General features: G+C 64.6%; 14 protein-coding genes. 1 reads left to right on the top strand and 13 read right to left on the bottom strand.

Going from position 1 to position 25403, the window contains the following annotated elements:
* Positions 1-2 precede the first annotated feature (2 nt).
* The 5 genes from THSYN_RS10100 to THSYN_RS10075 all read right to left on the bottom strand — a co-directional run bounded on the left by THSYN_RS10100 (position 3) and on the right by THSYN_RS10075 (position 11618).
* Positions 3-1550: a cryptochrome/photolyase family protein gene (locus tag THSYN_RS10100; protein ID WP_216644721.1), complete on the bottom strand. Its 1548-nt coding sequence runs from the start codon at positions 1548-1550 to the stop codon at positions 3-5.
* Positions 1537-1704: a DUF2256 domain-containing protein gene (locus tag THSYN_RS10095; RefSeq protein ID WP_100919030.1), complete on the bottom strand. Its 168-nt coding sequence runs from the start codon at positions 1702-1704 to the stop codon at positions 1537-1539. The genes THSYN_RS10100 and THSYN_RS10095 overlap by 14 nt, the downstream gene beginning before the upstream one ends.
* Positions 1705-2535: 831 nt before the next feature.
* Positions 2536-5595, bottom strand: coding sequence for a hybrid sensor histidine kinase/response regulator (locus THSYN_RS10090; RefSeq protein WP_172965257.1), 3060 nt, complete (start codon positions 5593-5595; stop codon positions 2536-2538).
* Between the two features lie 198 nt (positions 5596-5793).
* On the bottom strand, positions 5794-10719 hold the full coding sequence (locus THSYN_RS10085) for a PAS domain S-box protein (protein ID WP_100919028.1): 4926 nt from the start codon (positions 10717-10719) through the stop codon (positions 5794-5796).
* Positions 10720-11120: 401 nt separating this feature from the next.
* Complete coding sequence (locus THSYN_RS10075; RefSeq protein ID WP_100919026.1) at positions 11121-11618, bottom strand: pilin; 498 nt, start codon at positions 11616-11618, stop codon at positions 11121-11123.
* Between the two features lie 160 nt (positions 11619-11778).
* Here THSYN_RS10075 and THSYN_RS10070 point away from each other — a divergent pair, with 160 nt between their 5' ends.
* On the top strand, positions 11779-13494 hold the full coding sequence (locus THSYN_RS10070; protein WP_100919025.1) for a hypothetical protein: 1716 nt from the start codon (positions 11779-11781) through the stop codon (positions 13492-13494).
* Here the strand turns inward: THSYN_RS10070 and THSYN_RS10065 are convergent.
* The 8 genes from THSYN_RS10065 to THSYN_RS33655 all read right to left on the bottom strand — a co-directional run bounded on the left by THSYN_RS10065 (position 13474) and on the right by THSYN_RS33655 (position 25389).
* The gene (locus THSYN_RS10065; RefSeq protein WP_100919024.1) at positions 13474-14301 is read right to left on the bottom strand and encodes a M48 family metallopeptidase; all 828 of its coding nucleotides are present in this window, start codon (positions 14299-14301) and stop codon (positions 13474-13476) included. The two genes, THSYN_RS10070 and THSYN_RS10065, sit on opposite strands and share 21 nt — an antisense overlap.
* Before the next feature lie 139 nt (positions 14302-14440).
* The gene (locus THSYN_RS10060; protein ID WP_236848849.1) at positions 14441-16807 is read right to left on the bottom strand and encodes a glycoside hydrolase family 94 protein; all 2367 of its coding nucleotides are present in this window, start codon (positions 16805-16807) and stop codon (positions 14441-14443) included.
* Positions 16744-17772 (bottom strand): hypothetical protein, encoded by a 1029-nt coding sequence (locus THSYN_RS35800; RefSeq protein ID WP_236848848.1) that lies wholly within the window; start codon positions 17770-17772, stop codon positions 16744-16746. The genes THSYN_RS10060 and THSYN_RS35800 overlap by 64 nt, the downstream gene beginning before the upstream one ends.
* 632 nt (positions 17773-18404) lie before the next feature.
* On the bottom strand, positions 18405-18971 hold the full coding sequence (locus tag THSYN_RS10055) for a hypothetical protein (protein WP_100919023.1): 567 nt from the start codon (positions 18969-18971) through the stop codon (positions 18405-18407).
* A 112-nt stretch (positions 18972-19083) separates the two neighbouring features.
* Positions 19084-19797: a hypothetical protein gene (locus tag THSYN_RS10050; RefSeq protein WP_100919022.1), complete on the bottom strand. Its 714-nt coding sequence runs from the start codon at positions 19795-19797 to the stop codon at positions 19084-19086.
* Between the two features lie 14 nt (positions 19798-19811).
* Positions 19812-21740 (bottom strand): hypothetical protein, encoded by a 1929-nt coding sequence (locus THSYN_RS10045; protein WP_157817573.1) that lies wholly within the window; start codon positions 21738-21740, stop codon positions 19812-19814.
* A 92-nt stretch (positions 21741-21832) separates the two neighbouring features.
* A complete protein-coding gene (locus THSYN_RS10040; RefSeq protein ID WP_157817572.1) occupies positions 21833-22678 on the bottom strand; it encodes an ATP-binding cassette domain-containing protein in 846 nt (281 codons plus the stop codon).
* Positions 22675-25389 carry a vWA domain-containing protein gene (locus THSYN_RS33655; protein WP_157817571.1) on the bottom strand — a complete coding sequence of 905 codons (2715 nt, stop codon included), beginning with the start codon at positions 25387-25389 and terminating at the stop codon, positions 22675-22677. The genes THSYN_RS10040 and THSYN_RS33655 overlap by 4 nt, the downstream gene beginning before the upstream one ends.
* Positions 25390-25403: the final 14 nt, after the last annotated feature.

Below are 25403 nucleotides of genomic sequence, written 5' to 3'. Positions count from 1 at the left end.
GGTCAGGCCACCGCGCCGCGGCGGATGGCCGCGGCGCGCTCGCCAATCGCCTGCCGCTGCGCGTCGTCCAGCCGGGCCAAGTTCTTCACCTGCAACGCCATGCGCGGGTTGGCGGCCAGCAGGGCCGCGTGGCGCATCAGGAAATCCCAATACAGGGTGGTGAACGGGCAGGCCGTGTCACCCGTGCGCTGCGCGGGGTCGTAGCGGCAACCCCGGCAGTAAGGGCTCATGCGCTGGATGTACTTGCCGGTGGCCACATAGGGCTTGCTGGCCATCAGGCCGCCGTCGGCGTACTGGCTCATGCCCAGGGTGTTGGGCAGTTCCACCCATTCGACCGCATCGACATAGACCGCCAGATACCAGGCATGGACCTGCCGCGGCTGCACGCCACAGAGCAGTGCGAACAGGCCGGTGACCATCAAGCGCTGGATATGGTGGGCGTAGCCGTGAGCCAGCGTCTGCGCCAGCGTATCGCGCAGGCAGGCCATATCGGTGGCGCCGGTCCAATACCAGGCGGGCAGGTCTTCTTGTGCATCCAGCGCATTGAGTTCCGCATAGCCGGGCATCCGGGTCCAGTAGATGCCGCGCACGTACTCACGCCAGCCCAGGATCTGGCGCACGAAGCCTTCCACGCCGGCCAGCGGCGCGGCCCCCGCACGGTACGCCGCCACGGCCGCGTCCACCGCCTCGCGGGGTTTAAGGAGCTTCAGGTTCAGCGCGGCCGACAGGTGCGCGTGGTACAGCCAGGGCTCGCCCGGCCACAGCGCGTCCTGGTAGCGGCCGAACAGCGGCAGGCGCTCGGTGATGAAGCGCCGCAGGGCGACGAGCGCCTGGTCGCGCGTCACCGGCCAGGCGAAGTCGTCCAACTGGCCGGGGTGGGTGGCGAAGCGCTCCTCGACCAGCGCGATCACCTCGCGCGTCAGCGGATCGGGCGCGAACAGCGCGCGCGGCGGCACGGCGTGGGGGCCGGCGGCACCGAAGGCGCCGCGATTGTCCCTGTCGAAGTTCCACCGGCCGCCCTCGGGCTGGTCCCCTTGCATCAGCACCCCGTGGCGCTTGCGCTGCTCGCGGTAGAAGTACTCCATGCGCAGTGACTTGCGGCCCTGCGCGTGCGCCGCGAATTCGCGCACGCTGCAGTAGAAATGGCGGTCCTCGCGGATGTCCAGCGGCAGGCCATGCACCTGCGCCACGCCCTTGATGGCCTGCAGCACGCGCCAGTCGCCCGGCGCGGTCAGCACCAGACCCGTGGGGCGCAGGCGCGCAAGGTCGGCCTGCAACTGCGCGTGCAGGCTGCCGTGGTTGGCGGGGTCGTCGAGTGGGGTGTAGTGCAGCGGCCGACCGAGCGCGCGCAACGCGAGCGCGAAGTGGCGCATCGCGGCCAGGAACAGCACCGTGCGGGGCTTGCTCGACCAGACATGGGTCGATTCCTCGGTCACTTCGGCCATCCACACCGCGTCCTGGGCGGCGTCGAACCCGTCGAACGCGGCGGCCTCGAGGTCGAGCTGGTCGCCCAGCGCGAGCACCAACCGGCGCAGCTCAGCCACGGGCACCCTTGGCGCGTCGGCAGGCGGCGGAGCAAAACTTCACCGCGTTCCAGGAGCGGGCCCAGCGGCGGCGCCAGGTCATCGGCCGACCGCAGGCGGCGCAGGGCTTGCTCGGCAGGGCGGCCTTGTTGCCGCGGAATGCGGGGGTGGGTGGGGTCATCGACAGTGTGCTCGGGCAGCGGCAGAGGCGGGAAGCCGTTGAGGTCCATGCTACCCCAAATGAGTCGTCGGGTACGCATCGCGTACCCCACAGCCACCGGACGTTCTCACGGACCGGGCGTCGTTGTCGTTGTCGTTGTCGTTGTCGTTGTCGTAGTCGTGGTCGTGGTCGGATTATTCGATTACGACAACGACAACGACAACGTACACGGGATTTCGGTCACCACATCAGTTCTGATCGCACCCTCGACAGATGACCTGACCGCGATGATAGGATGGGCGCGGGAACCCATCGACTCCCGGCGGCCGCTTCCTCGGAACGCCGGTCGCTTACGTGCTTGCCCCGCGGGCACTGCACGCCGACCGAGTGAAGTCGATCTGATAGCGCTGACCATATGCATCGTTTGCGAACATCGACGGTTGCCTGTTCGCCATTTTGTACGCGCATGACGTTTACTCGGTCGAGAACACCAAGTGTTGTCCGCCCTGAGCACGCACCCGGTCCGGTATCGGACCTTATCGACGAGCGGGCACCCACCCCAGTCCAGCGACTCCGGTTGCGGAAAAGGGGGCCAGGGTCGAATGGCGCTAAGTTAAGATCGCCCTTAACGATATCAGCGACTTGCGCGCCGACCTAGCCCCAAGCTTCTGGAGAATGAGCGACAGTCCGCGGATTTTCGCTAACCCGCTGAGACGTAGCGACCGAGCTCGAGCGTTGGCTCAGATTTTTCAACGAGGGCGAGCAGCTCGATGCGGACGCCCTGCCGGCGTGGCCGGACTTCGCCGCGTTTTGAGTGGGTACCTGCAAGGTCGGCTCTACCTCCCCCTCGCTTCATCGGTCCAATGCCGCCATTCCCAGAAGCTCCGCCACCTCCGCCAACGTTATCCTGGCCGCGGCAAAATCCAGCCGGTCAAGCTGCTGCTCCAGGCGAACCATCGCCTCCGAACACTCTCCGGCGCCCAGCCGCACCCGTAGTTCGGCGAAGCAGGCTTCGGCCTTCATGTCCTGTTGGCGCAGCAATTTGGCCAGTTCGCAGACTTGAGGTTCCAACAGCGAGGGATCCGGGGAACCGACGTCAACCGGGAGCGGCGGCGCGGGCGGCAAACGCTCCAGTCCGGCCAGCACCGGCGAGATGGCCGCGGCCAGCGTCTCCAGGCAGCGTTCGATCTCGTGGTTCGCTCCCCGCTTCAACGCCTGCTCCAGCGCCTCGGCACTGGCGGCGACGTGACTCACGGACAGGTTAGCCGCTACTCCGCGCAGCGTGTGGACCGTCTGGCGCGCTTGCTGAAGGTCGCCTGCCGACAGGGCGACTTGTATGGATTCATGTGCTCCTGACCACTCCTGACCAAAGTTCCGCAGCATCTTCAGGAGCAGTTCCCGGTTGCCCGAGAGCCGACGCAGGGCCGCCGACAGGTCCACCCCGGGCAGCGCAGCGGGGAAATCAGGGACCGAAAGGGTCTCGTTCGGAGGCTCCTGCGCATCGCCGCGGGTGGGAAGCCAGCGGGAGAGCACCGTCAGGAGGACCGACGGATCGATGGGCTTGGCCACGTGGTCATTTATACCGCAGGCAAGACAGCGGCGGCGCTCTTCTTCCAGGGCATGGGCCGTCATGGCGATGATCGGCAGGTCGGCCAGTCCCAGCTCATCCCGAATGACCCGGGTGGCCTCGAAGCCGTCCATCTCCGGCATCTGGAGGTCCATGAACACCGCGGCGTAACGGGCGGGATTGGCGCGGAGCAGTTCCACGGCCATACGCCCATTGCCGACGATCTCCACGCCTAACCCGAAGTTCCGCAGAATCTCCCGAGCCACCTGCTGGTTGATGGCGTTGTCTTCCACCAGCAGGACTCGGGAATCGGTCGGAAATGACGGCGGGATGAGGCCGGCGCGTCCGGTTTCCGGTCGGTCTTCGCGAGTGTCCGGCACTGCGGCCGTGTCCACGGTAAATGGCAGAATGGCGGTAAAGGTACTCCCGACGCCAGGGGCGCTCTCGACCCTGAGGTCGCCCCCCATGAGATCTACCAGCTTCTTGCTGATGGCCAGCCCCAGCCCGGTGCCCCCGTAGCGGCGGGTGGTGGAGCCATCGGCCTGGGAAAACGCCTCGAAGAGCCGGGCCTGCTGCGCCGGCAGGAGGCCGATGCCGGTGTCCCGCACGGCGAAGCGAAGCCCGACCTGAGCGCCGGGCCGAGCCTGCGGTGTCACGGCAACGACGACTTCGCCCTGTTCCGTGAATTTGACGGCGTTGTTGACCAGGTTGAGGAGAATCTGCCCCAGTCGGAGTGGGTCCCCCAGCAGGTGACGCGGCGCTGTCGCGTCCAGGTGGAAGGAGAGTTTCAGCCCCTTTTCCTCGGCTCTCAGGGCCATCATGGTGGCGATGGGGTCCAGGACCCGCTCCAGGCTGAAGGGGATCTGTTCCAGTTCCAGCCGGTCCGCCTCGATCTTGGACAGGTCGAGGATGTCGTTGATGAGCCCCAGCAGGGCCTGGCCCGAACTCTGGATCTTGTAGAGATAATCCTGTTGTTTCGGCGTCAGATCAGTCTGGAGAACCAGGTGGGTCAGGCCGATGACCGCGTTCATGGGGGTGCGGATCTCATGGCTCATGTTGGCGAGAAATTGGCTCTTGGCGCGGTTGGCCGCCTGCGCCGCGTCCCTGGACCGGGCCAACTCTTCTTCGGCCCGCTTACGCTCGGTGATATCCGTGATCGAGCCGGACATCCGCAGCGGCTGTCCCGCTGCGTCCCACTCCGCCTGACCCCGCGATATAAACCATTTGTAATCCCTTTGCTTTGTGCGCAGGCGTAGTTCGATGTTGTAGGGCTCCCGCCGCACCAGGTGGGCTTGTTGCGCGGCATTCACCTGCGGTAGGTCATCGGGATGCACAATGGCCTCAAAACCGTCCGCGGTATCGGGAAGTTCATCGGCATCGTAACCGAGCAGTTCCCGGTAACGGGGGGAGTGGAAATCCTCACCGCTGAGGATATTCCAGTGCCAGATGCCATCGGTTGTCCCTTTTATGGCCAACTCGTAACGCCCGAGGCTCTCCCGCAGCGCCTGCTCGGCCCTGGTATAACGAACCACCGCCTCCTGTTGTGCCTGCGCCAGTTGGTTGAGCCGTTGCCGGGTCTCCGCCAACCAGCCGATCACGCTATGGTCAGCGCCGGGCGGGACCGGGGGGGCCGCGGAGAAATCGCCGTGCCCCAGCTTGACGATCTGGGCGCGCACCTCCTCGGCCGAAGCCCCCAACGTCTCCCGCAAGGTCGCCCAGGTCCGCCAGAGCATGATGAACAGGATCAGCCCGACAACAATGAAGATGCCGCGCAACAGCGTGGCATTGTGCGCTGCCGCATGGACCGCGGCGAGGGTCCGCCGGTTCATCAGCACATTGAATTCATAGAGGGGCTGCATGATGTCGGCCTTGGCCTGATGATATGCGTCGTCATGCAGCAGACGCCGCGCCCGGGTCAGCGCCTCCTCCCGGTCAGGACCGACCGTCTCGGCAAGTCGCATCGCCGTGACTTCGGTGGCAGTCAAGTGGTCGGAGTGCGCCTTGGCTTGCGCCAACTGGCGAAACTCGGCGTCCCCGAAGCCCGCCTGACGCATCAATTCGAGGAGTGCCATGGCCTGCCCTGTGGCGGGGGGCGGGGGGAGTCGACCGGCCACGACCAGGTCCCAATAGACATTCTGATAGTGCTCCGGCCGCGGTCGCTTGCCGTCACGGATGTCCAGGATATCCTGATAGGACTGTTTGTAGACCGGATCGCCGGTCACAATGTAGGTTCGGACCATCCGCGTCAGATCATCGGAGGACTGGCGCAATTCATCTGCCAGCGCCATGACGGCCTGGCGCTGTTCGTTGGCGCGATCGATCGCCTTCTCCGTACGGACGTACATCCCGAAAACCAGAATGAGGGCGGCCAACAGGAATACGGTGAATGTCCGCCGGTTGATCAAGCGGGATACAATTCGCTTGCGCGTCATGAGATGTCGCTCCGTCGCAGCACTGGTCAACACGCCACCCGATCATCGTCATCGGCCCACGGTCCTCAGCGTGATATGCTTGACAACCTGGGTCTTGGTTGGTAAACGTGTCTAGAGGGTACTGCCTTCAGTGCCTGTTTTACCTTTCTGAACCCCCAGAAACTCCGCTACCTCCGCCAGCGTTGTCCCCGCCGCAGCAAAATCCAACCGGTCAAGCTGCTGCTCCAGGCGCGCCATCGCGTCCGCCCACTCACCGGCTCCCAGGCACTCCCGGAATTCGGCGAAGCAGGCTTCGGCCCTCATGTCCTGCTGGCGCAGCAATTGCGCCAGATCCGAGAGTTGACGTCCCAACCGCGGGTGATCCAAGGGGCCGACGTCGACCGGGAGCGGCGACGCGGGCGGCAACCGTTCCAGTCCGGCCAGCACCGGCGTGAGGGCCGCGGCCAGCGTCTCCAGGCAGCGTTCGATCGCGTGACTCTCCTCCCGCTCCAGCGCCTGTTCCAGTGCTCCGGCGGCGGTGACGACGTTGCTCATCGACAGGTTACCCGCCACTCCGCGCAGGGTGTGGACCGTCTGACGGGCTTGCTGCAGGTCGCCTGCCGACAGGGCGAGGTGGATGGATTCATGCGCTGCTGACCACTGCTGACCGAAGTGCCGCAGCATTTTCAGGAGTAGTTCCCGGTTGCCCGAGAGTCGACTAAGGGCCGCCGACAGGTCTACCCCGGGAAGCGCAGCGGGGAGATCAGTGGCCGCGGCGGTCTCGTCCGGAGGCGCTCCCTCATCGCCGCGGGGGGGAAGCCAGCGGGCGAGCACCGTCAGGAGGGTCGGCGGATCGATGGGCTTGGCCACGTGGTCATTCATACCAGAAGCCAGGCAGTGTTGACGCTCGTCCGCCAGGGCATGAGCGGTCATGGCGATGATCGGCAGGTTAAGCCCCAACTCCTCCCGGATGATCCGGGTGGCCTCGAAGCCATCCATCTCCGGCATCTGCAGGTCCATGAGGACCAGGGTGCAGCGGGTGGGATTGGCGCGCAGCAGTTCCACGGCCGTGCGCCCGTCGTCGGCGATCTCCACAACCAGGCCGAAGCCCTCCAGAATTTCCCGCGCTACCATTTGGTTGATGTCGTTGTCTTCCACCAGCAGCGCCCGCGCTCCGACCACAGTGGACGGCGCCGGTAAGGCGGCGACTTCAGAGGCCGGCATGACCTCCATCTGCGCCTCGGCGGCGGACACATCCAGGGTGAACGGCAGGACAAAAGTAAAGGTACTCCCGACACCAGGAGCACTCTCGACGCTGATCTCACCCCCCATGAGGTCCGCCAGCTTCTTGCTGATGGCCAGCCCCAGTCCGGTACCGCCGTAGCGGCGAGTCGTCGAGCCGTCGGCCTGGGAAAACACCTCGAACAGCCGTGCCTGCTGTGCCGGCAGGATGCCGATGCCAGTGTCCCGCACCGCGAAGCAGAGTCGGACCTGAGCGCCGGCCCGGGCCACGGGTGACACGGAGACGACAACTTCACCCTGGGCCGTGAACTTGACGGCGTTGTTGACAAGATTGAGAAGAATCTGCCCCAGGCGGAGGGGGTCCCCCAGCAGGCGGCGCGGCGTGGCCGGGTCCAGGTGGAAGCCGAATGTGAGCCCCTTTTCCTCGGCCTTCAGGCTGGTCATGGTGGCGATGCGGTCCAGAACCTGGTCCAGACTGAAGGGGATTTGTTCCAGCTCCAGCCGGTCCGCCTCGATCTTGGACAGGTCGAGGATGTCGTTGATGAGTCCCAGCAGGGCCTGGCCCGAACTCTGGATCTTGTGGAGATAATCCTGTTGCTTCAGCGTCAGGTCGGTCTCGAGCGCCAGGTGGGTCAGGCCGATGACCGCGTTCATGGGGGTGCGGATCTCGTGGCTCATGTTGGCCAGAAATTCACTCTTGGCGCGATTGGCCGCCTGCGCCGCGTCCCTGGACCGGGCCAGTTCTTCCTCGATCTGTTTGCGTTCCGTGATGTCGGTAATGTTCCCCAGTAACACCCGCTCATTGTTCAGCGTAAAGAGGCGGGCGGAAAGCAGCCCGATCAGGATAGCGCCGCTCTTTTTTCGGAAACGATATTCCTGCGCATCGGCGCGCCCACTCTCGATTAACAGTGACAGGAAGTGCTGACGGTCCTGGCTGTTCTCCCAGAGCGCCAGGTCGAGGGTGGATTTTCCCAACACCTCGGCCCGACCGTAGCCGACCATGGTCTCGAAGGCCGGGTTGACTTCCACGATGACGCCATCCGCCGCGCGGGTGATGATGCTGGCATAGGTCGAGGCGATGAATGCCTGGGAAAACTTCGCCTCGCTGGCTTGCAGCGCCGCTTCCGCCTGTCGGCGTTCGGTCACGCTCCAGACGGCATCCATCAACAAGGAGATCTGGAAAATGTCGGTTTCCGCGTAATCGGCTTCTTTGTTGGCCACACCCACCACGCCGACAATGTGGTCGTCCCTGAAGACAGGGACCGTCAGGAACCTCAACAGGTGAACATGGCCGGGCGGATACCCCTTTTTCAAGGGATGAGCGGCTTGGAAATCGTTGACCAAAATCGGACGGCGTTGGCGGACGGCTTCGCCCCATAGCCCGGTCTGGTCCAGCGCGTAACAGGTTTGAGGATTGACCACGGCGCATTCCGGCATGACGTCCCGAGACCAGGTGTTGAGGACAAACTCCTGGTTATCTTCATGATAATGGTAAATGAAGCCGAGCCTGCTTTCGGTCAGTTGGAGCGCCTGCTCCAGGGCGTAATCAAGAAATTCCTGAATCGTTTCGGAAGGATGTTGAAGAATGTCCGCCAAACGTTGTAACCGGGTGTTGCTGCGCAAAACCTCCTCTTCCACCCGCTTGCGTTCGGTCATGTCATGCAAGGTCACCAATTGGGCAGGCTCGCCTTTCCATGCCAGGTCGGTGGTCCGTATTTCCAGAGTCGTGCGGTTTGCCGCGCCGAGCACCTGAATCTCAACGGGGACATCGGCCGCCACATAACCAAACTCGTGCGCAAGCAATGCCTCGGCGGTGGTACCCAGTAACGTCGTCGCCGCCGGATTGACCAGCACCACGCGCTGCGCCCGATCCAGCACGAGCATGCCGTCCTGATTATTGTTAATGACGTCCTTAAGAAATTGCTCGCTCTCCCGCAGAGCCTCCTCAGCCTGCTTCCGCCCGGTGATATCTTCGATAAAGCCTTCCAGGTAGGCGATGGCTCCGGTGTTGTTCAGCACTTTCCGCCCGGTCATATCAACCGTGATGAGGCGGTTATCCTTGCAGCGCCAGACGACATCGTCATAGTGGACCCAACCCTCGGTATCCAGCAATGCAGTCATGATCTGTGGGCGCAGTTCCGGGTCATTGTAGATTTGGGTGGTCATGTTGGCGATGGCTGTTTTCAATTCATCCGGAGATGAATATCCCAGCATGTTCGCCAGTGCAGGGTTGGCCTCCACCATCAGTCCTTCCAGGTTGGAGTGGAATATCCCCACCGGGGCATTTTCGAATAGATTCCGGAGTTGTTTTTCTCGCTCTGCGAGTGCCGCTTCTACCTGCTTGCGTTCGCTGATGTTGCGCCAGGTGATAAAGAAGGCGTCTTTTCCGTCCAGGCGGATCGTCGCAAGGGAGACCTCGACCGGGAAATCCGTGCCGTCCCGGCGGCGGTGGACCCACTCGAAGGTGAGACGGCCGCATTGAAAGGCCAGGGCGATCTTTTCTCGAGCCGTATCCATTGACTTTTTGCCATCGGGCTGGAATTCGGGAGAGATTTCGTCAGGCGCGAGACCGACAATCTCCGCCCGTCCGGCCCCCAGCATGGCCTCGGCGGCCCGGTTGCAATCGACAAACACACCGTCGCTGACGATCAGATAGGCATCCGGTGATTCCAGGAATAGAATGCGGTACTTTTCCTCCTTTTCCCTGAGCGCCACCTCCGTCTTCTCCCGCTCGTCATTGCTCTTGTGCAAGGCCCCGGAGAGCCGGGCAAAACGGACCGCCGCCAGAACGGCAATCAGCAACAGGAAGGCAACGACGGCAACCACACCAAAAAGCCAGGTCAGGTCCCGCGGCTGGGGGTCGTAGAGGAAGCCCTTCAGGTCGAAGTCCCGCCGCAGCATGCCCATTTCCGCATAGACTTCGGCGATGTTGCGCCACCGGCCCGGATTCATGTGGCCGACTTCGATCAGCGCCGGCTGGAGCAGCGACTCCATCTGCCGGGCCTCGAACCGGAGGTGCTCCAGGCTGTGCCGCTGGCTGTAACGGTCGTAGATGAGCCGTGCGACCTCGTCCTGGTGCTGCATCGCGTAGTCCCACCCCTTGAGGCTCGCCTCCCGGAATTTCCTGACCAACTCGGGCCGCCGCCGGAGCAGATCCCCGGTAGTAAAGAGGTTATCGCCGTAGAAATCGATCCCCACCGCCCGGGGGGAATAGAGCAAGTACTCCCGCCCTACCTGCTTCAGCGCAAAGGGTTCATCGGTGACATAGACGGACATGGCGTCCACCGCTCCCGAGAGCAGCGCCTGGACGTCGAAGGTGTGGGGTACCAGCGTGAACTTGTCCGCGGAGATCCCCTCTCGGCGCAGGTAGGCGTGGAGCTCGGCCGACCCCGGCTCGATCATGACCTTGCGGCCAGCCAGGTCATGGATGGTCTGAATCCTATCATCCTTCAGGGTCATGAGCGCCAGGGGGGAATGCTGGAAGATGACCGCCAGGACCACGACCGGTACCCCCTGTTCCCGCAGCAGCAGCAGCTCCGTGGAACCGACGCCGAACTCGGCCTTGCCCTTCATCACCTGCCGCACCGGGTCTTCTCCCGGTTCGGCGGGCAGAATTTCGACCTCCAGCCCCGCGTTCCGGTAGTAGCCCATCGCCTGGGCCGCGTAATATCCGGCGAACTGGAACTGGTGCTGCCACTTCAGTTGCAGCCGCACTATGTCGTCACCGGCAGCGGAAAAGGGCGCCAGCAGCAGCAGCAGCCCCAGACGGCGACCGATCAGATTCATGGTGGCGTCAGTATCAGGATGATGGCTCATGGATTCTGCCCGTTCACGACGACACCATTTCCCGCACCCCCGGTCTCTCCCACAAGGGGCGAGAAGAGCAACCCTCTCCCCATCGCGAGAGGGAGTAGTGTGCGTGAAAACGTGCCGTCATGGCAGATCAAAGGAGGCCCCCTCATGTACGCGTCGGCATTATTACACTCTTGGCTCGGTCAGTGGTTGTCAGGGATCCACTCAAAACGCTTGGTGTCGCTGCTCGACATGGTGGCCGCCGGCGTGGCCGGCACGGGTTTATCCATCACCTCGGTGGCCCCGGGCGTCAGGATAGAAGTCGCCCCCCGGGGAGGATTTGTGTGAGGGTGGGGTATCTATCACCGACCTGATTGGGGTTGCGGACGGGGCGAATGCCCCATCCGACCACGAACGCCGGTCAGTTACTGATTGCTGCCAGGGGCTGGTGCGCCGCTGCGACAGATTGGTGGCACCTGCGTCGGCTTCAGACCTTCACCGGGCGTGCAGCTCCAGATAATCTGGCGGCGCGCATCGGCGCTGGGGGTGAAAATGAGATCACCCTGCGGCGTGCTCACCGTCAGCACCATACCCTCCTGGCCGAGCGACAAATGGATGCCGTCGGCCAGTTCCGCGGTCACCCCGGCACTCTCCAGCGATTCGGGAACCTTCTGGTTGGCGAAGTAATAAGTGCCCAGCCCATCGCGCGCACCCTGGGAGCCGTTAATCGCCGCCGTCATTTTGGCCCTCACCGAGTAATCGTGATAGGCCGGCACAGCGATTGCGGCCAATACGACAATGATATAAACCAGGAACAAAAAGCCGAAGCCTGCACCCAGACGCCCGAAATAGGGAACAAAGGCCGCCAGGAAGTAGGTAGGGTGTTCAATCTGACCTAAAAAGGCGCCGAAAAGTCGATGCAAGAAGCGTGTTGCCTGGAAGGCCCGGCGGTCGGTTCTGTGCTTGGGGGAGTACGATGACGCGTGCGACACTTTCTCATGCCAAGCCGTTGACAAACGACGAACGCTTGATCAGTCTACTGGCGCGGTGATCTGACCGCCTTGCCGGAGCACGCACGACGTGATGAATGCATTCAAGAGCCCAGCGAGCCGTCTGGCCAACCTGTTCCAGCGATCACGTGATGCCTGGAAGGCGAAAGCGTTGGAGCGGCAGCAGCGCCTGCGGGCCGCGGAGGTCAAGATTCGGGATCTGGAGCACAGCCGCGCGCAGTGGAAGGCGCGTGCGCTAAAGGCGGAGCGTGCGCGAACGGGAGCCGAAGAGGCCGCGGCGCCGGCGGATGACGAACCAGCGGATGAGCCACCACACCTTGCGCTGTCCCCGCCGGTCGGCCATCACTATTCGGTCATGGTCATGCAGTTAACCATGCGGCTGTATCTGCACGCGGGGCTCGGCAGCCGCGGGGTGGCGCGGGTATTGAATCTGTTCGGCGCGTCACTCCCGGTGGCGGCGCCAGCCCACACCACCGTGCTCAACTGGGTCTATCGCTGCGGTCTCGCGATTCTCAATCGCCAACCGCAATGGCGCACGGATTGGATCTACGTCGCCGACCATACGATCGCCTTGGGGGCGTCCAAGTGCCTCGTCATCCTGGGTATTCCGGTGAGTGCACTGGCCCAGAGCGGTTACAGCCCGTGTCACGGCGCCATGCAGGTGCTGGCCGTGGAGATCACAACACACAGCACGGGAGCGTGGGTCGCACAAGTGCTCAGGCGCGTTGCGCAACGCACCGGTCCACCAGTCCAGATCGTTGCCGACCACGGCAGCGACCTGCACAAGGGCATCGCCTTGTTTCAGGAGCACGCCACTGCCTGCGTCTATACTTATGATATATCGCATCTTATTGCGACGCGGCTCAAGGCCGAGATGGGCCGAGATGCGCGCTGGGAGTCCTTGCTGGCGCACTGTCGCCGCGCGTGGTCGTCCTTGCAGCAGACCGATCTCGCCTTCTTGCTGCCGCCTCGGCAGCGCATCAAGGCGCGTTTTATGAATCTGGATGTCCATGTGCGGTGGGCACAACGCGTCCTCGCCTACCATGATCGCGGCGACTTCAGCGCGATCCGCGCGCAATACGTCCTGAAGTGGTCGGCATGGGAGCACCTGTGCGCGCGGTTCGGCGCCGCCCGGGCGCACCCATTGCGGGCCATCGTCGGCATTCGCTATCCCGACCGGGCGGCTTTTTGCCAGGCACTGCAGACACACTCAGACCTCGAGAGTGATACGCTCGACGATGTGTTCTGGCAGCAAGCGGACGCCGGGTACAGCCGCTTCCTTGACGGCTTTGCCTGGCTACTGTCCTACCGGGATGACCTGGTGGATTACGCGCAAATGATGGCGCAATCCAAGCTGATTCAGTCGCATCTCAAATCCACGGGTCTTCAGCAGGGCTCCCAAGAATCACTCCAGGCCACGCTGCCACCGCCGTCAACGCTCACCCCACGGGCGGCGGCCTTTACCCAACAGATTCTCGCGAAGGTCGCATTGGAATCCGCCAAGATCCCGACTGATAGTGTCTGGCTGGCCTCCTCCGATATCATCGAATCGGTCTTCGGGAAATACAAATGCTTCACCACCAGGGGGCCGCTCAAGGAGATCGGTAAGCTGGTGCTTGCGATTCCTGCCTTCATCGCCGACCTAGCGACTCCGTTGATTCAGGAGGCGATGGAATCGGTGCGTACTATTGATGTCGAGCAGTGGGCGACAACGCACCTCGGTGCGTCGATGCTGGCCCGGCGTCGGCGTGCTCTCATTGATTTTGTGTCAAACACGAAAACTGCATGAATTTAATTTGCGATATAGGTGAGATATTGAACACCCTAGGAAGTAGGCAAAGGCGCTGCGTCCGGGTAGCTGTCCTCGCGGGTCCATCACCCGGGCGGCGCGCTTGGTCAGCCAGGGATAGCCGGAGGTCAATTCATGGAACGACATCCAAAAGCCGGAACAATGCTTGACCTGTCGCCCATAGGCCGCAACGTCGAGTTGAGCCCAGCGCTGCGACCCCGCCGCCAGTGCGGCCAAGGCGCGCACGGCCCCTTCCGGCGAGGCGCAGCAGGCCCGGCCGTGTCGATCACAGGTACTCTCGCGGGCGCGGGAATAGGCCGCACCCAACAGCGGTAGCCACAACACCGGCCAGCGCAGGAACGTGGCGCGCAGATGCTTCATCCGCAGGTGCCCTAACTCATGGCCGATATAGAAGCGTACGCCGTCGGGATGCTGGTTCATGGCGTCGACCACGTCAGACAACAACACCACAAACTGGGCGCCGAGAAATTTGGTGGCGAAGGCGTTGAAACCACCGCCGCCATTCAAGATGTAGGCCGCGGGCAGCTCCTTGATCTGGAGCCGCTCACAACAACTCGTGAACTGCTCGTAGAGGTCCGGAAATTGCGCGGCCGAGAGTTCGACGCCATTGCCCTTGATGTGGGCGATCAGCGTGGACTGGGCAAACAGGTACAGCACGAAGCCAATCCCGAGCGCGACCAATGCCACGCCAACGGTGCCGACGATCAGGCCCAGCCAAATCAGGAGGCCGAGCACCAAGGTGATGATGCCGAGCGTGTGCTCGCGCGGATAGACGAGATCGTCCATTTTTCTCCCATGAAAGTTGCTGAAGTGGCTGTTTCCATCATACACCACAACCTACGGCGTCATCCGCCCCCCGGGCGCAGAGGGCCTGACACCGGGGTGACACCGTCACCAGAGCGAGTTGTCGGCGGCACCTAAACGACTACCCGAGCCGCACCTCCCAGCGGAAGGTCCCGCCCCCCGCCGGCAGCGTCACCCGCGCCGCCCCGTCGCTGACCGGCGTCGGCTCCCCGTCGAGGCTGGCGGCCACCACCCGGCCCCCTCCCCTGCCGTTCTCCACCGCGATCTCGCAGCGGGTCATACCGTCGGGCAGGCGGTAGTGGATGCGCAATCCGGGCCAGTCGGCGGGTATGCAGGGCTTCAGCACCAGGGTGCGGCCGTCCTCCACGCGCAGACCCAGCACCGCCTCGATACCGACCCGATACATCCAGCCGGCGGAGCCGGTGTACCAGGACCAGCCGCCGCGGCCGACGTGGGGCGCGGCGCCGTAGATGTCGGCGGCCAGCGCGTAGGGCTCCAGCCGATAGGTCTCGACGGCCGGCGCCGTGGCGGTATGGGAGACCGGGCTCAGCATGGCGAGCAGGCGGGCGGCGCGCTCCCGGCGCCCGAGTTCGGTCATGGCCAGCACCGCCCAGCAGGCGGCATGGGTATATTGACCGCCATTCTCCCGCACCCCGGCCAGATAGGCCTTGATGTAGCCGGGGTCCTTGGGGGTGTCGACGAAGGGCGGGGTCAGGAGCCGGATCAGGCGCTCGTCCTCGTTGATCAACTGGGCCTCCAGCGCGTCGAGTGCCTGCTCCGCCCGTTCGCGGGGGACGGCCCCGGAGATGGCGGCCCAGGACTGGGCCAGGGCGTCGATGCGGCACTCGTCATCCGCGGCGCAGCCCAGCGGCGTGCCGTCGTCATAGTAGGCGCGGCGATACCAGGCGCCATCCCAGCCGGACTCCTCCAGAGCCAGGGTCAGGACGGTGCGGTAATCGGCGTAGCGGGCGAGGCGCGCGGTGTCGCCGCGCGCCTCGCACAGGGGCAGAAAATCCCCCAGGCAGCGGTAGAGGAAGAAGCCCATCCAGACGCTCTCCCCCCGCCCCTCCCGCCCGATGCGGTTCATGCCGTCGTTCCAGTCACCGGTGCCCATCAGCGGCAGACCGTGGACGCCGAGCGTGAGCGAGCGGTCCAGGGCGCGGCAGCAGTGGTCGTAGAGGTCGCCGGACTCCCCGCTCGGCGCGGGCTCCAGGAAGCTCTCGTCCTCCCCCGGTTCCAGGGCGCGGGCGCTCAGATAGGGCAGCGATTCGTCGAGGATCGCCCACTCGCCGGTGGTCCTGACATAGTGGCTGGTCACATAGGGCAGCCACAGCAGGTCATCGGAGAACCGGGTGCGCAGGCCCCGTTCCATGGGCGCCGCGTGCCACCAATGCAGCACGTCGCCCTCGACGAACTGGTGCGCGGCGTGCAGCAGGATCTGGGCGCGGGTCAGATCCGGGCGCAGCAGCACCAGGGCGGCGGCGTCCTGGAGCTGATCGCGATAGCCGAAGGCCCCGCCGGACTGGTAGAAGGCGGAGCGCGCCCAGATGCGGCAACTCAAGTTCTGGTAGACCAGCCAGCCGTTGAGCATGAGGTCGATGGCCGGGGACGGGGTCGCGACCTGGAGGCGCCCGACCAGGTCGGTCCAGAAGGCCTTGGCCGCGGCGAGCGCCGCGTCGATGGCCCCGGGTTGGCGATAGTGGGCGACCAGCCGGTCCAGTTCGGCCGCCTCCAGGCACTCGCCGAGCAGAAAGCTGCACCGCGCGGTCTCGCCGGGGGCCAGCCGCAGGGTCAGGCGTTGGGCGAAACAGGGGTCGAGTTCCTCGCCGTTGGCGCCGTCGAGCGCGGTGCCGGTGCGCAGCGCCGTGGGGTCGGCCGGGTCGCCGTGGCGGCCGATGAAGGCGGCGCGATCACAGGTGTGGCTGACCGGGCCCGGGGTCCCGCCCTGGGTGACGGCGAAGGCGAAGGCGGTGCCGTCGGCAAAGTCGCCGGCCGCGGGGTTGGTGGCGGTCAGCAGGTCGCGGTCGGGGTCCCAGGCCGTCAGGATGGGGCTCGGGCTGGCCGGCTGGTTGCCCATGACCAGGCGCTGATAGGAAACGATGGCCAGGGTCCGGGGCTGGTCGCCGTGGTTGCACAGTTGCAGGCGCAAGACCCGCAGGGGGTCCGAGCGGGGGACGAAGAGGGTCGTCTCCTGGGCCAGGTCCGGGTCCTCGCAGCGAAAGATCGAGTAACCGAAGCCGTGGCGGACCTCGTAGTCGAACGGGGCCGGGCGGGGTCCGGGGAGCGGGGACCAGCAGGCGCCGGTCGCCTCGTCGCGCAGATAGAAGGCCTCCCCACCGGGGTCGCTCACCGGGTCATTGGACCAGGGGGTGAGGCGGTTGGCCTGGCTGTTGCGCGCCCAGGTGTAGCCGGCGCCGACCTCGCTCACCAGGCAGCCGGCGACCTCGTTGGCGATGACGTTGGTCCAGGGGAGCGGGGGGCGGCGCAACTGTCCGTCGGGCTGGCGGCGCAGGTGGATGATGTATTCGCGGCCGTCGGCCGAGAAGGCGCCGTAGGGGCCGGGGGGGGTGCCAGGGGCTCGGGCGGCGCGGGCGGTTGGGGGGAAAGATGTACCAGGCCCAGCGGGTCGTCGGCGGTCCCGGAAATCAGCGCCAGGGCCGCCGCCCGGTCCGGGGCGACGCCGGTGAGGAACAGCAACTCGGCCGACGCGCCAGGGGCCAGCAAGAGGCTGGTGCGCAGGCTCAAGACCGGGTCGAGCACATTGCCGACGGTGCCGGAAAGAGGCCCGTCGAGTACCAGGGCGGCGGGGGCGGCGGGGGTCCGGCCGCGGCCGAGGAAGCGCATCCGGTCGGTTTCCCACTCCTGGGCCCCGCCACCCGCCAGGGCGTGCACCAGCCAGGGCCACTGCTCGTCGGCGGCCCGCGGGCGGCGGCGGGCCAGCAGGGCGCCGGTCGCCGCGTCCCGCTCGGTCTGGACAAAGAGCTTGACGAAGGCCGGGTGGGCGGCGTCCGCCGCGGGATGGCACAGGACCACCTCCAGGTAGCTCGTGACCTCGATGCGCCGTGGCCGCTCGGAGGCGTTGGTCAGGGTCAGACGGCGCTCCTCCAGGTCGGCGTCCGCGGCGACCCGGACCGCGAGCCGCGCCCCGATCCCGGCGTCTTCGCGCTCCAGGAGAAAAGACCCCTCTGTGGCTTGCGTCCGATACAGCGCGGTCGGGGTGCGCGTCGGTTGATACCCCAGGGACCAGAAACGCCCGTCATCGAGATCACGCAGGTACAGGACGCTGCCGAGCTGGTCCTCGACCGCATCACCGCCCCCGCGCGTGAGACCGATCCAATCCCAGGTGGACCGCCCGGCCCCGGTGCCGGAGATCAGGACCTCGTAGCGCCCGTTGGACAGGCAGTGGATAGGTGCCGCGGGGGCGCCGGGAGCGGTGAACTGGTCGGTGCTCATCGGGCGGATACTCCAAAAAAGAAAGTACGTTAGTACGGAAGTACGGTAAGAGAGAAATCTACGCCTCGCCGCGCTGGCCTTGATTGCCGTTCCGGCCACTGGAAGTCGCGGCTTTACGTCAAAGTGGCGCAGCGACGCTGTGGGAGCGGCTTCAGCCGCGACGCGGCCTCGCAAACTGCCCCCAAGGTCGCAGGTAACCCGCGAAGCCTCGTCGCGGCTGAAGCCGCTCCCACAGGAGCCCCGCCGGACTTTCACGGTAAAGGCTCGACCTCCGGTTGCGAACGGACCACGACTGGCCGGAGCGATGATCAAGGCCACCGCGCCCCCCGTACTCACGTACTCACGTACTCACGTACTGACTTCATGTTGCCTTCCAGCGCGTTAAAACTGTCGGCATCCGCATTAGCTATTTCAAAGGGAACGCGATTTCCCTACGGCCTACAAAATTCTCTGTGTACGCTTGCCCCATAATGTTGTTCGCGGGTTACCCCACTCCGCAATGGGACCAACACTTGATACGGGCGGGTCGCTAGCCCTTACCAGACGGGGACTCTCACCCCGCAAAAGACGTCAAGCTTCGCTCGGCGCGATAACGACGACGATTGTTGCGACATCTGCCGCGGCGGCGACCGCTATTGTTTCGCGTTTGCGTCGGGGGTACCGAAGAATACGACTCCGTCAAGGGACCACCAATAGCTGTCCTGGCTGTCATAGCAGGGTTCAAGGCACTTCACCTTGCCGTGGCCTTGCGCATCGATGATTAGGATTGAGGGCAGGTATTTGGCGGCGATGGGCTGCTGGATGGCCTGCTGCGGACGGTAGGCTGCCGGCAACATGAATACGGTGGTCCCGCGCTTGCTGCCGCACACTCGCCCGCGCAGATGCACGAAACCCGTCGGGTCGCGCAACGCCTGCGCGGGAGGGTCGTCCGGCGGGCACTTACCCAAGGCCTCCGCGGGGAGGACCGCTTGCCACTGCACGAGGTTCCAACGATCAGTCAACGCCTGATACTGTCCCTCCATCCGCTCGAGCCGACCTCGGTTCTTCTCCTGCCACAATTGAACCTCGGCGGCGTCCTTTGAGACGAAGGTGTTATGCACCCAATCGGTCAATGTCCAGGTGGCGACTACGCATGCTGCGATAGTCGCGGCACCACCGACAATCATTTTCGGAACGGTGATGTTGATATTCCAGGTCATCGTTGTGGTCGCGATCGGTTGGATTTAGATCTGGTGCCATATGGCCGCCGAGGGGGGCTATGGGCCAGCACGTCGCCCCCTTCGGCCGGCTGGACCCCCGCGGCGCCTGAAATCAGTTAGCGCTGCCCAATGTTGCCCAGCAATTTTCGAACTGCGTGAGTGCCTGCGTGCTGCTGTTTTGTCCTGTCAAGCTCACTGACGTAAGATCCCCCTGATTGGTGCCCTCCTTCGCGACCAGCTTCAGCGCATTACCGCCCTTTAAAGCCTCTTTCAGTTGGTCGGCCTTCGTGAACCGCTGGGGCGTCGTTTTACCTTTTTCGACAAGATCCTCAGCAGAGAACAACGCATACCAGACGCCGGAATCGGGGTCCTTTTGCAACGGCTGTTGGAAACCCTTACTATCGATGACTGCGGTGATTTCTATTCTCGCGGGCGCGCTCGGAAACGCCTTCGCGGACACGGACAGCATCCAGACCTCGACTGGAGGGGGCGTGGCGCCTGCAGCCTGGTCGCCGACCTTGAGACGGGTAATGAACAGGGCTGGCGGACTCTGTCTGTCGACCCAGGCCGGTGCGGTCCCGGGCACCGGTCCCTGTTGGGACATGAAGCAGTAGGGACGGTCGGTCAGCTGGTCCTTGGGGCAGTGTTCACCGGAACATGCGGCGCCTGGCAGAAAGCGGTCGATGGTCCAGGCTCCAACCGGCGTCTTCGGCCACTCGGGGTACTCGACGGCGGCACTGTCGATAACCAGCAGCAGCCCGGCAGCCAACAAGGCGACGGGTAGACGGGGCGCATTCGGGCGTTGCGGGGGCTTGTGCGAGGTCATGGGGGCTCCGTTCGTCATTTAAGCAGTTGAATCGGTTCGCAGTTGTTACGGATACCAGCGAAGTACATGGTCACCGGCACCAGTACCGTAGTCAGCAGCCAGGTCACGCCGAGCAGGGCGGCCAGCTCTAGCGCAGAGGGAAACACCAGCACCTGTTGTCCGGCGACGCCGAGCCCGCGACCCATGGCCGCCGCCTCGCTCGGGGCGAACAGTGCATTGACGACGATCCAGGCCCCGAACAAGATTAGCAGGGCAAGCAGCGCGGCCAGCGCCACCGCCATGGTCACCTGCCAAAGCAACAGTGCCCGCAGCGTGCCGACCGTTACGCCGCGGGACAGCAGCAGGCCATAATCGATGCGCCGGTGCCCCAGCAAACCGTGGATAACGATCCCAAGCACATAGCCGCCGAACGCGAACAAGCCAAGCACGATCGGCCATTGACCCCATGCCACCAGGGCCAACACGAAGTGAAAGCGATCCAGGGCATTGCGGTAGTTCGGGTCCAGAAAGAAATAGCGATTACCCTCGGGGTCGCGTGCCTGCTCGAGCCGCGGCACGGCGGCGAACAGCGTCTGCCGGGTCGGCGCCAGGACGTTGGCCAGGAATGCAGGCCGATTGCGCAGCAGATCCGCTTCGCAACCCCCCCCTGTCGCGGCCAGGCGATACCGGGCATCGAGCAGGTCACAGGGTACGCCGCCCAGCACCAGGGGCCGCGGCGCAGTCAGCGGGTGGGCCGACTCGGTGCCGGGCCTGATCGTGAACCGCGTCTCATCAAGCCCGGTGGACCGGGCACAGGCCTCGTACCAATTCCAGGGTAACCACTGGGGCAGCCCGTCGCGCAGGGCCGCGGGAGATACCTTCAGGCAGTCGGCCACACGTTGAAGTGCGTCGGCGGCATCCTTTTCTTCGGACTGATAGGTGAGGGGTTCCACGCTCAGGCTTTGCAGCCGCTTGCCGTCGTCCGTGTCGCCGACCTCCGGGAACCAGCGGATCCACCCGCCGGGTTGTTGTAAGCGCGCCGCGGCGGCGGCGTGATGGATAGCGAGCGGCAGCAGGTAGGTGACCTGCTCGGTTACCGGCAGCCCCTCCACCCAGATTACCTGGTATCGCACCGGCTCGGCGGCACCCGCCCCGAGCCAGGTATCAAGGTACATGTGATCGAACGCGAGCAAGGTCTTACGCAGCGCGGACCAGGCATCGACCTTGCCGTCGGGGGGCGTCGCGGTCGCTTGGGTAGCCCGCGCTGGTATCCCCGATACACCTGTATCCGGGCTGCTGTCAGGCGGCTGCGGCAGCGCCAATTGGTCGAACACCGGCTTAGGCAACTCGTCTTCCAGCCAGTGGCGGTAGGCGGCGTAGTCGAAGTCCCGGAACGCCGCCAGATTCAGTACCAGCCAGGGCCGCAACCGATCGGCCGGCGGCAGCGGACCCGAGCCGATCCGGTAGTGCGCTACCCAGTTCCACAGCGGGTCCGCGGGCGGCAACGCCCAGCCAAACATGGGCTGTTCAGCCCTGGTGTCCGGTTGTATCGGCCGCCCGGATTCGTCCTTGAGGTCTTCCGGAGGGGGCGGAAATCCTGGGTCGTGCTCGCTGCCCTCTAGCTTCCAGTAGGGGGCGAAGGTCAAGTCGCCCAATCCATCCTCCCCGTGGCCGTTCGCCCGGATGGGGGCATCCTCAGGGTCGGTGCGACTGGACGCCGACGGCGCCGGTAACGTGATTGCGGACGGCGCGACGACGGTGACGGTCGAGAATCGCCCATGCAACACCCGGTTGGCTTCCAACCCGGCGATCTGTTGCTCCCCGTGCCGCCGCACCGCGATGGGCAGGTCGAGGTCAGGTCCGCCCCCCAGCAGGCTGTAGGCCAGGCCGTCCACCAGACCATTGCGCACCGCGAGCAGGATGCCGGATGTGGCCATCAGGCCGACGAGGACGAGGCTGAGCAACAGGAAATCCCGACCCCCCGGTGCTTTCCGCGAAAAGACCCCGCGCGCGAACTCCCGCCACGCGAGCCAGTGCAGGCCATTCCAGCGCATCGTCATACCCCCCCATGGTTTGCCGCCGCCATGGCCGACATCAGCCGTGGCCCACCGCCGTTACCGAAGTCCAGCACCTGGCCCGCCCGTTGGCCGAGCCCGGCCGGATCATCGTGAGTGACCCAGATAAAGACACTCCCGGTCTCGCCCTGCCAGGCGCCCACCTCATCCAACAGCGAACGGCTCAATGCGGGGTCGAGACTCCCCGTCGGCTCATCCGCGAACAGTACCCGCGGTGGATCGACCATCAGGGGAAACATCGCGGCGCGTCGGCGCTGGCCGCCCGACAGGGTGGCCGGGAAGTCCTGCGGTTTGGATTCGCTGACCTCCGGGAACAGGCGCGGCAGCATCCCATCGACCCGGTTCTGGTGCTCGTCCCGCCAGCCGGTCAGCAGGCGGGGCACCGCTTCGAGGTTCTCGCGCATCCGCAGGTAGGGGAGCAGTCGCGTGTCCTGATCCAGATAGCCGAGGCAATGCCGCCGCAGAAAACGGGCGCGCCGCGCCCATTCGGGGTCCTTCAGATCGGCCTCGATGGTCAACTGCCATGACGCCCCGTCGGCGCTCTGGAACTCATAGCTCAACCGCCCGACGGCCGGTCGCTTGAGGGCGGCGAGCACATACAGCAGACTGGACTTGCCCGACCCGCTGCGTCCGATGATCGGCAGGCGGGAGCCAGGGCCGTCGCGGGTGAAGCGCAGGTGCTCCGACCAATCTTCGAGGGGTGTCTCCTGCCGCGGTGTGCCCTTATGCCAGACGATGGTCAGGCCTTCGATCCGAATAGCGGTCAACGCTAACTGGCGCACTTGCTCCGCGGGTAGCTTCATCATCGCATTCGGCGCCTCGCTCATGGCAGATAGCACATCGGCAGGTGGTAATACACGCGACCGCCGATCTTCTTCTGCATCGATACTTCGGGATTCGTTGAATCGAGTGCATCGATACTGAAGTCGCGCACGATTCGCGGAATTTCGCGCCCCTTCGCAGATAGCCCGGGGCAGTTCTTGTCGTTGAAGGTCTGGCCCGGACATAGTCGATCCGGCGCGAGCTCTTGGGCGTCGAAGCGCGGCCGGGTCGTCCCGGCTCCCGCGACCACCAGCATCCGATCGACGTACTTGACCCAATCGACAATAGCATCGATCTCGCAGGCGGGCACCCGGTCTGGATTATTGATCTCGGCCGAATCGTATTGCAGCAACGGGCTGTTCTCGCGCACCGGCAGGTTGGCGCCCTTGCGCAAGATCTCATCGACCCTTTGCTGACTGTAAGACTCGTCCTGACGCGCCAGTTGAGTGGCCTGCGCAAGCATCGCACCTAGCAGTCTGCTCCGCTTGGCCCCGACAGTCGATTGCTCGCTCGCCTGACGAACGCCAGAGATGAAGCCCTTAAGCTTCGCGAAAGCGTCCGAATCCAGCATCGCCCCGGGCACGAAGGCCGGCACCGACACCTCGCTACCTGGCAACGTGAAGGTCTCATCTTTGCGTAGGAACAGCCTATCGGTGTAGTCGAATACCCGGTTGATGCAACGCTCCGGCCCCAGTCGCCTGCAGAGGTCCGCGGCCAGGGTCTGTTTCCACAGCAGCACGGGCACATCGTCCTCGGTCAGTTTTAGCCGGTTTATCGCCGCCACCACCGAGGCCCCGGTCCTGAGGTCGTCCCGCACCTGGGCTATCTCATCTGGCCGCGCATAGAGTTCGATATTGCTCGCAAGCTGGTTGACGAGGCCCTCGCCTGCATCGGTCTTGCCGAGCTCAAGCTCCGAATAGGCGCCTGCGCCAAAGCCTACCCCGGGCGGAGCGGCCATCCGCGGCGCACCGGGTGCATCGCGCCGCGTTGGCGTGAGTACCCCAGAGAGCGGTTCGTTGCGCGCCGCGAGCGCCGCGATGAATGCCTGCCCCTGTTGCGTGAAGTCCCGTCGAGCAGCACGATAGCGCCGGTGCCGTTCATCGGCCTTGCTGGGGCTTTCATCGGGGTATCGAACCAGCACAGTCGGATCTTCCGGCGTTCGCATGAAATAGACATTGAGTCGGCTGAAGGTCATCGCCGTTCGGGTAAACGATTCCGCATCGAGCAGCGAAACCCCGTGCTCCTGCTGAGCCGTGGCACTGTAGCCCCCGTCTCCCATGACGATCAGAATTTTGTAGTGATCTTTGCAGCCGCCGAGATCGCGCATTGCCTGGTTGAGGCCACCGTACAGATCCTCCCAGTAATCGTCGTTCGGTTCCCGGCGCTGGCGGACCTTGGCCAACTTCTCGTTGAACTCCGCGTTGTGCCGTTCCACCTGCTCGGGCGTCTGGGCGCCGCAATCCGCTTTCGGGAGGGCGTGGACCAGGCCCAGGGAGCTTTGGCCCTTATAGGTATCGGTGAAGACCCGGAATCCATAGCGGACTCGCACCCCCTTCGGCAGCTTGTCAGCCAGTTTCTGCTGGACCTGCTGGACTACGCCAGGCGACTGACTCGTACCGACGATGTCACTGATCCAGTTGCGCAAGGACTGGGAGCCGTCGATCAGAAAGAACACATCGACATGATTGACACTTTCCAGGGCCAGGCGCTCTTGGTCGTCCTCTTCGATATCACCCAAGACGCGCGGCTGTGGCGGGGTGCCGGTATTGGTGGCGCCCGGTTCAAAGCTTGTCTTGCTCGTGACGACGACCTCGTAAATGTCTCCGTTGTCGTGGACCTCGACGATGGGAAGATAGAACTTGCGCGCCAACCATTGCGCCCCGCCTTGAATCGGTTGACAGTCCTTTCGATCGCGGGCATCGGACTTCGACACATAGCCGCAGGTGGTGCCCTGGTTGCCAAGCAATTCGTGGGGGCGCACCTCCAGAACCGTGTTCCAGAGAATTGCGTCCTTGCGGTCGATCCAGCCGATCAGCTCCGGCTGATTGGGGCTCAGTTGGGGGCTGCTGGCGAGCAACAATGCATCGCCGCGCTGGTCCATGACGTAGTAAACATCGAACCGGGAGAGCTTGGCGCAGTCGTCGCCGGCGCAGCCGGTCAGGTCCGGGCTCGGCCAAGCCATAACCGTTTTCGCCGGACCCTCCTCGGATAGGTCTGGCTTCGCGAAGGCCTTCACCTCCAAGAAGCTGTCCGCACGGTCGATCATCGGGCGCGTGCCGCACTGGAGGTCTGCGAGCGGGATCCAGCCGATGCGCTGCTGTCCACTCAGACCGATCGCGGCCCAGGCGTCCGGCAGCGGGTCGCCGTCGGCGTCCATCTTTTCGTAATCGAGGATGCGAACCACGTTCCTGAACGACAGCGGCTTGCCCGATGGCGCCGCGTCAGCGGACGGTTCGACGCGCGGGCGAGTGCCCTCGCGGATCACGAAGGCAGCGCCCCCCTCAGCGGCGACCTGGGGCCGGCCTGCGCCATCGCGAGCCAACTCGCGGGTATCGGCCTTTTCCAACAGGTGATGGAAATCGAACGTGGCGCAATTGCCCCAATCGCGGGTGTCCGCCCAGGGTGCCACACTCGCGAACATCAGTGACAGGCCGACGAGCAGTCGGCCAGCCGACCCGCTGCAGGATCGACCGGGGACTAATAAATACAAGGACATGACACCCTCCTTCT

The organism is Candidatus Thiodictyon syntrophicum, from assembly GCF_002813775.1.
GTDB lineage: Bacteria > Pseudomonadota > Gammaproteobacteria > Chromatiales > Chromatiaceae > Thiodictyon > Thiodictyon syntrophicum.
The sequence above is the reverse complement of the archived record's forward strand: the minus strand, read 5'-3'. Positions and strand labels throughout refer to the sequence as shown.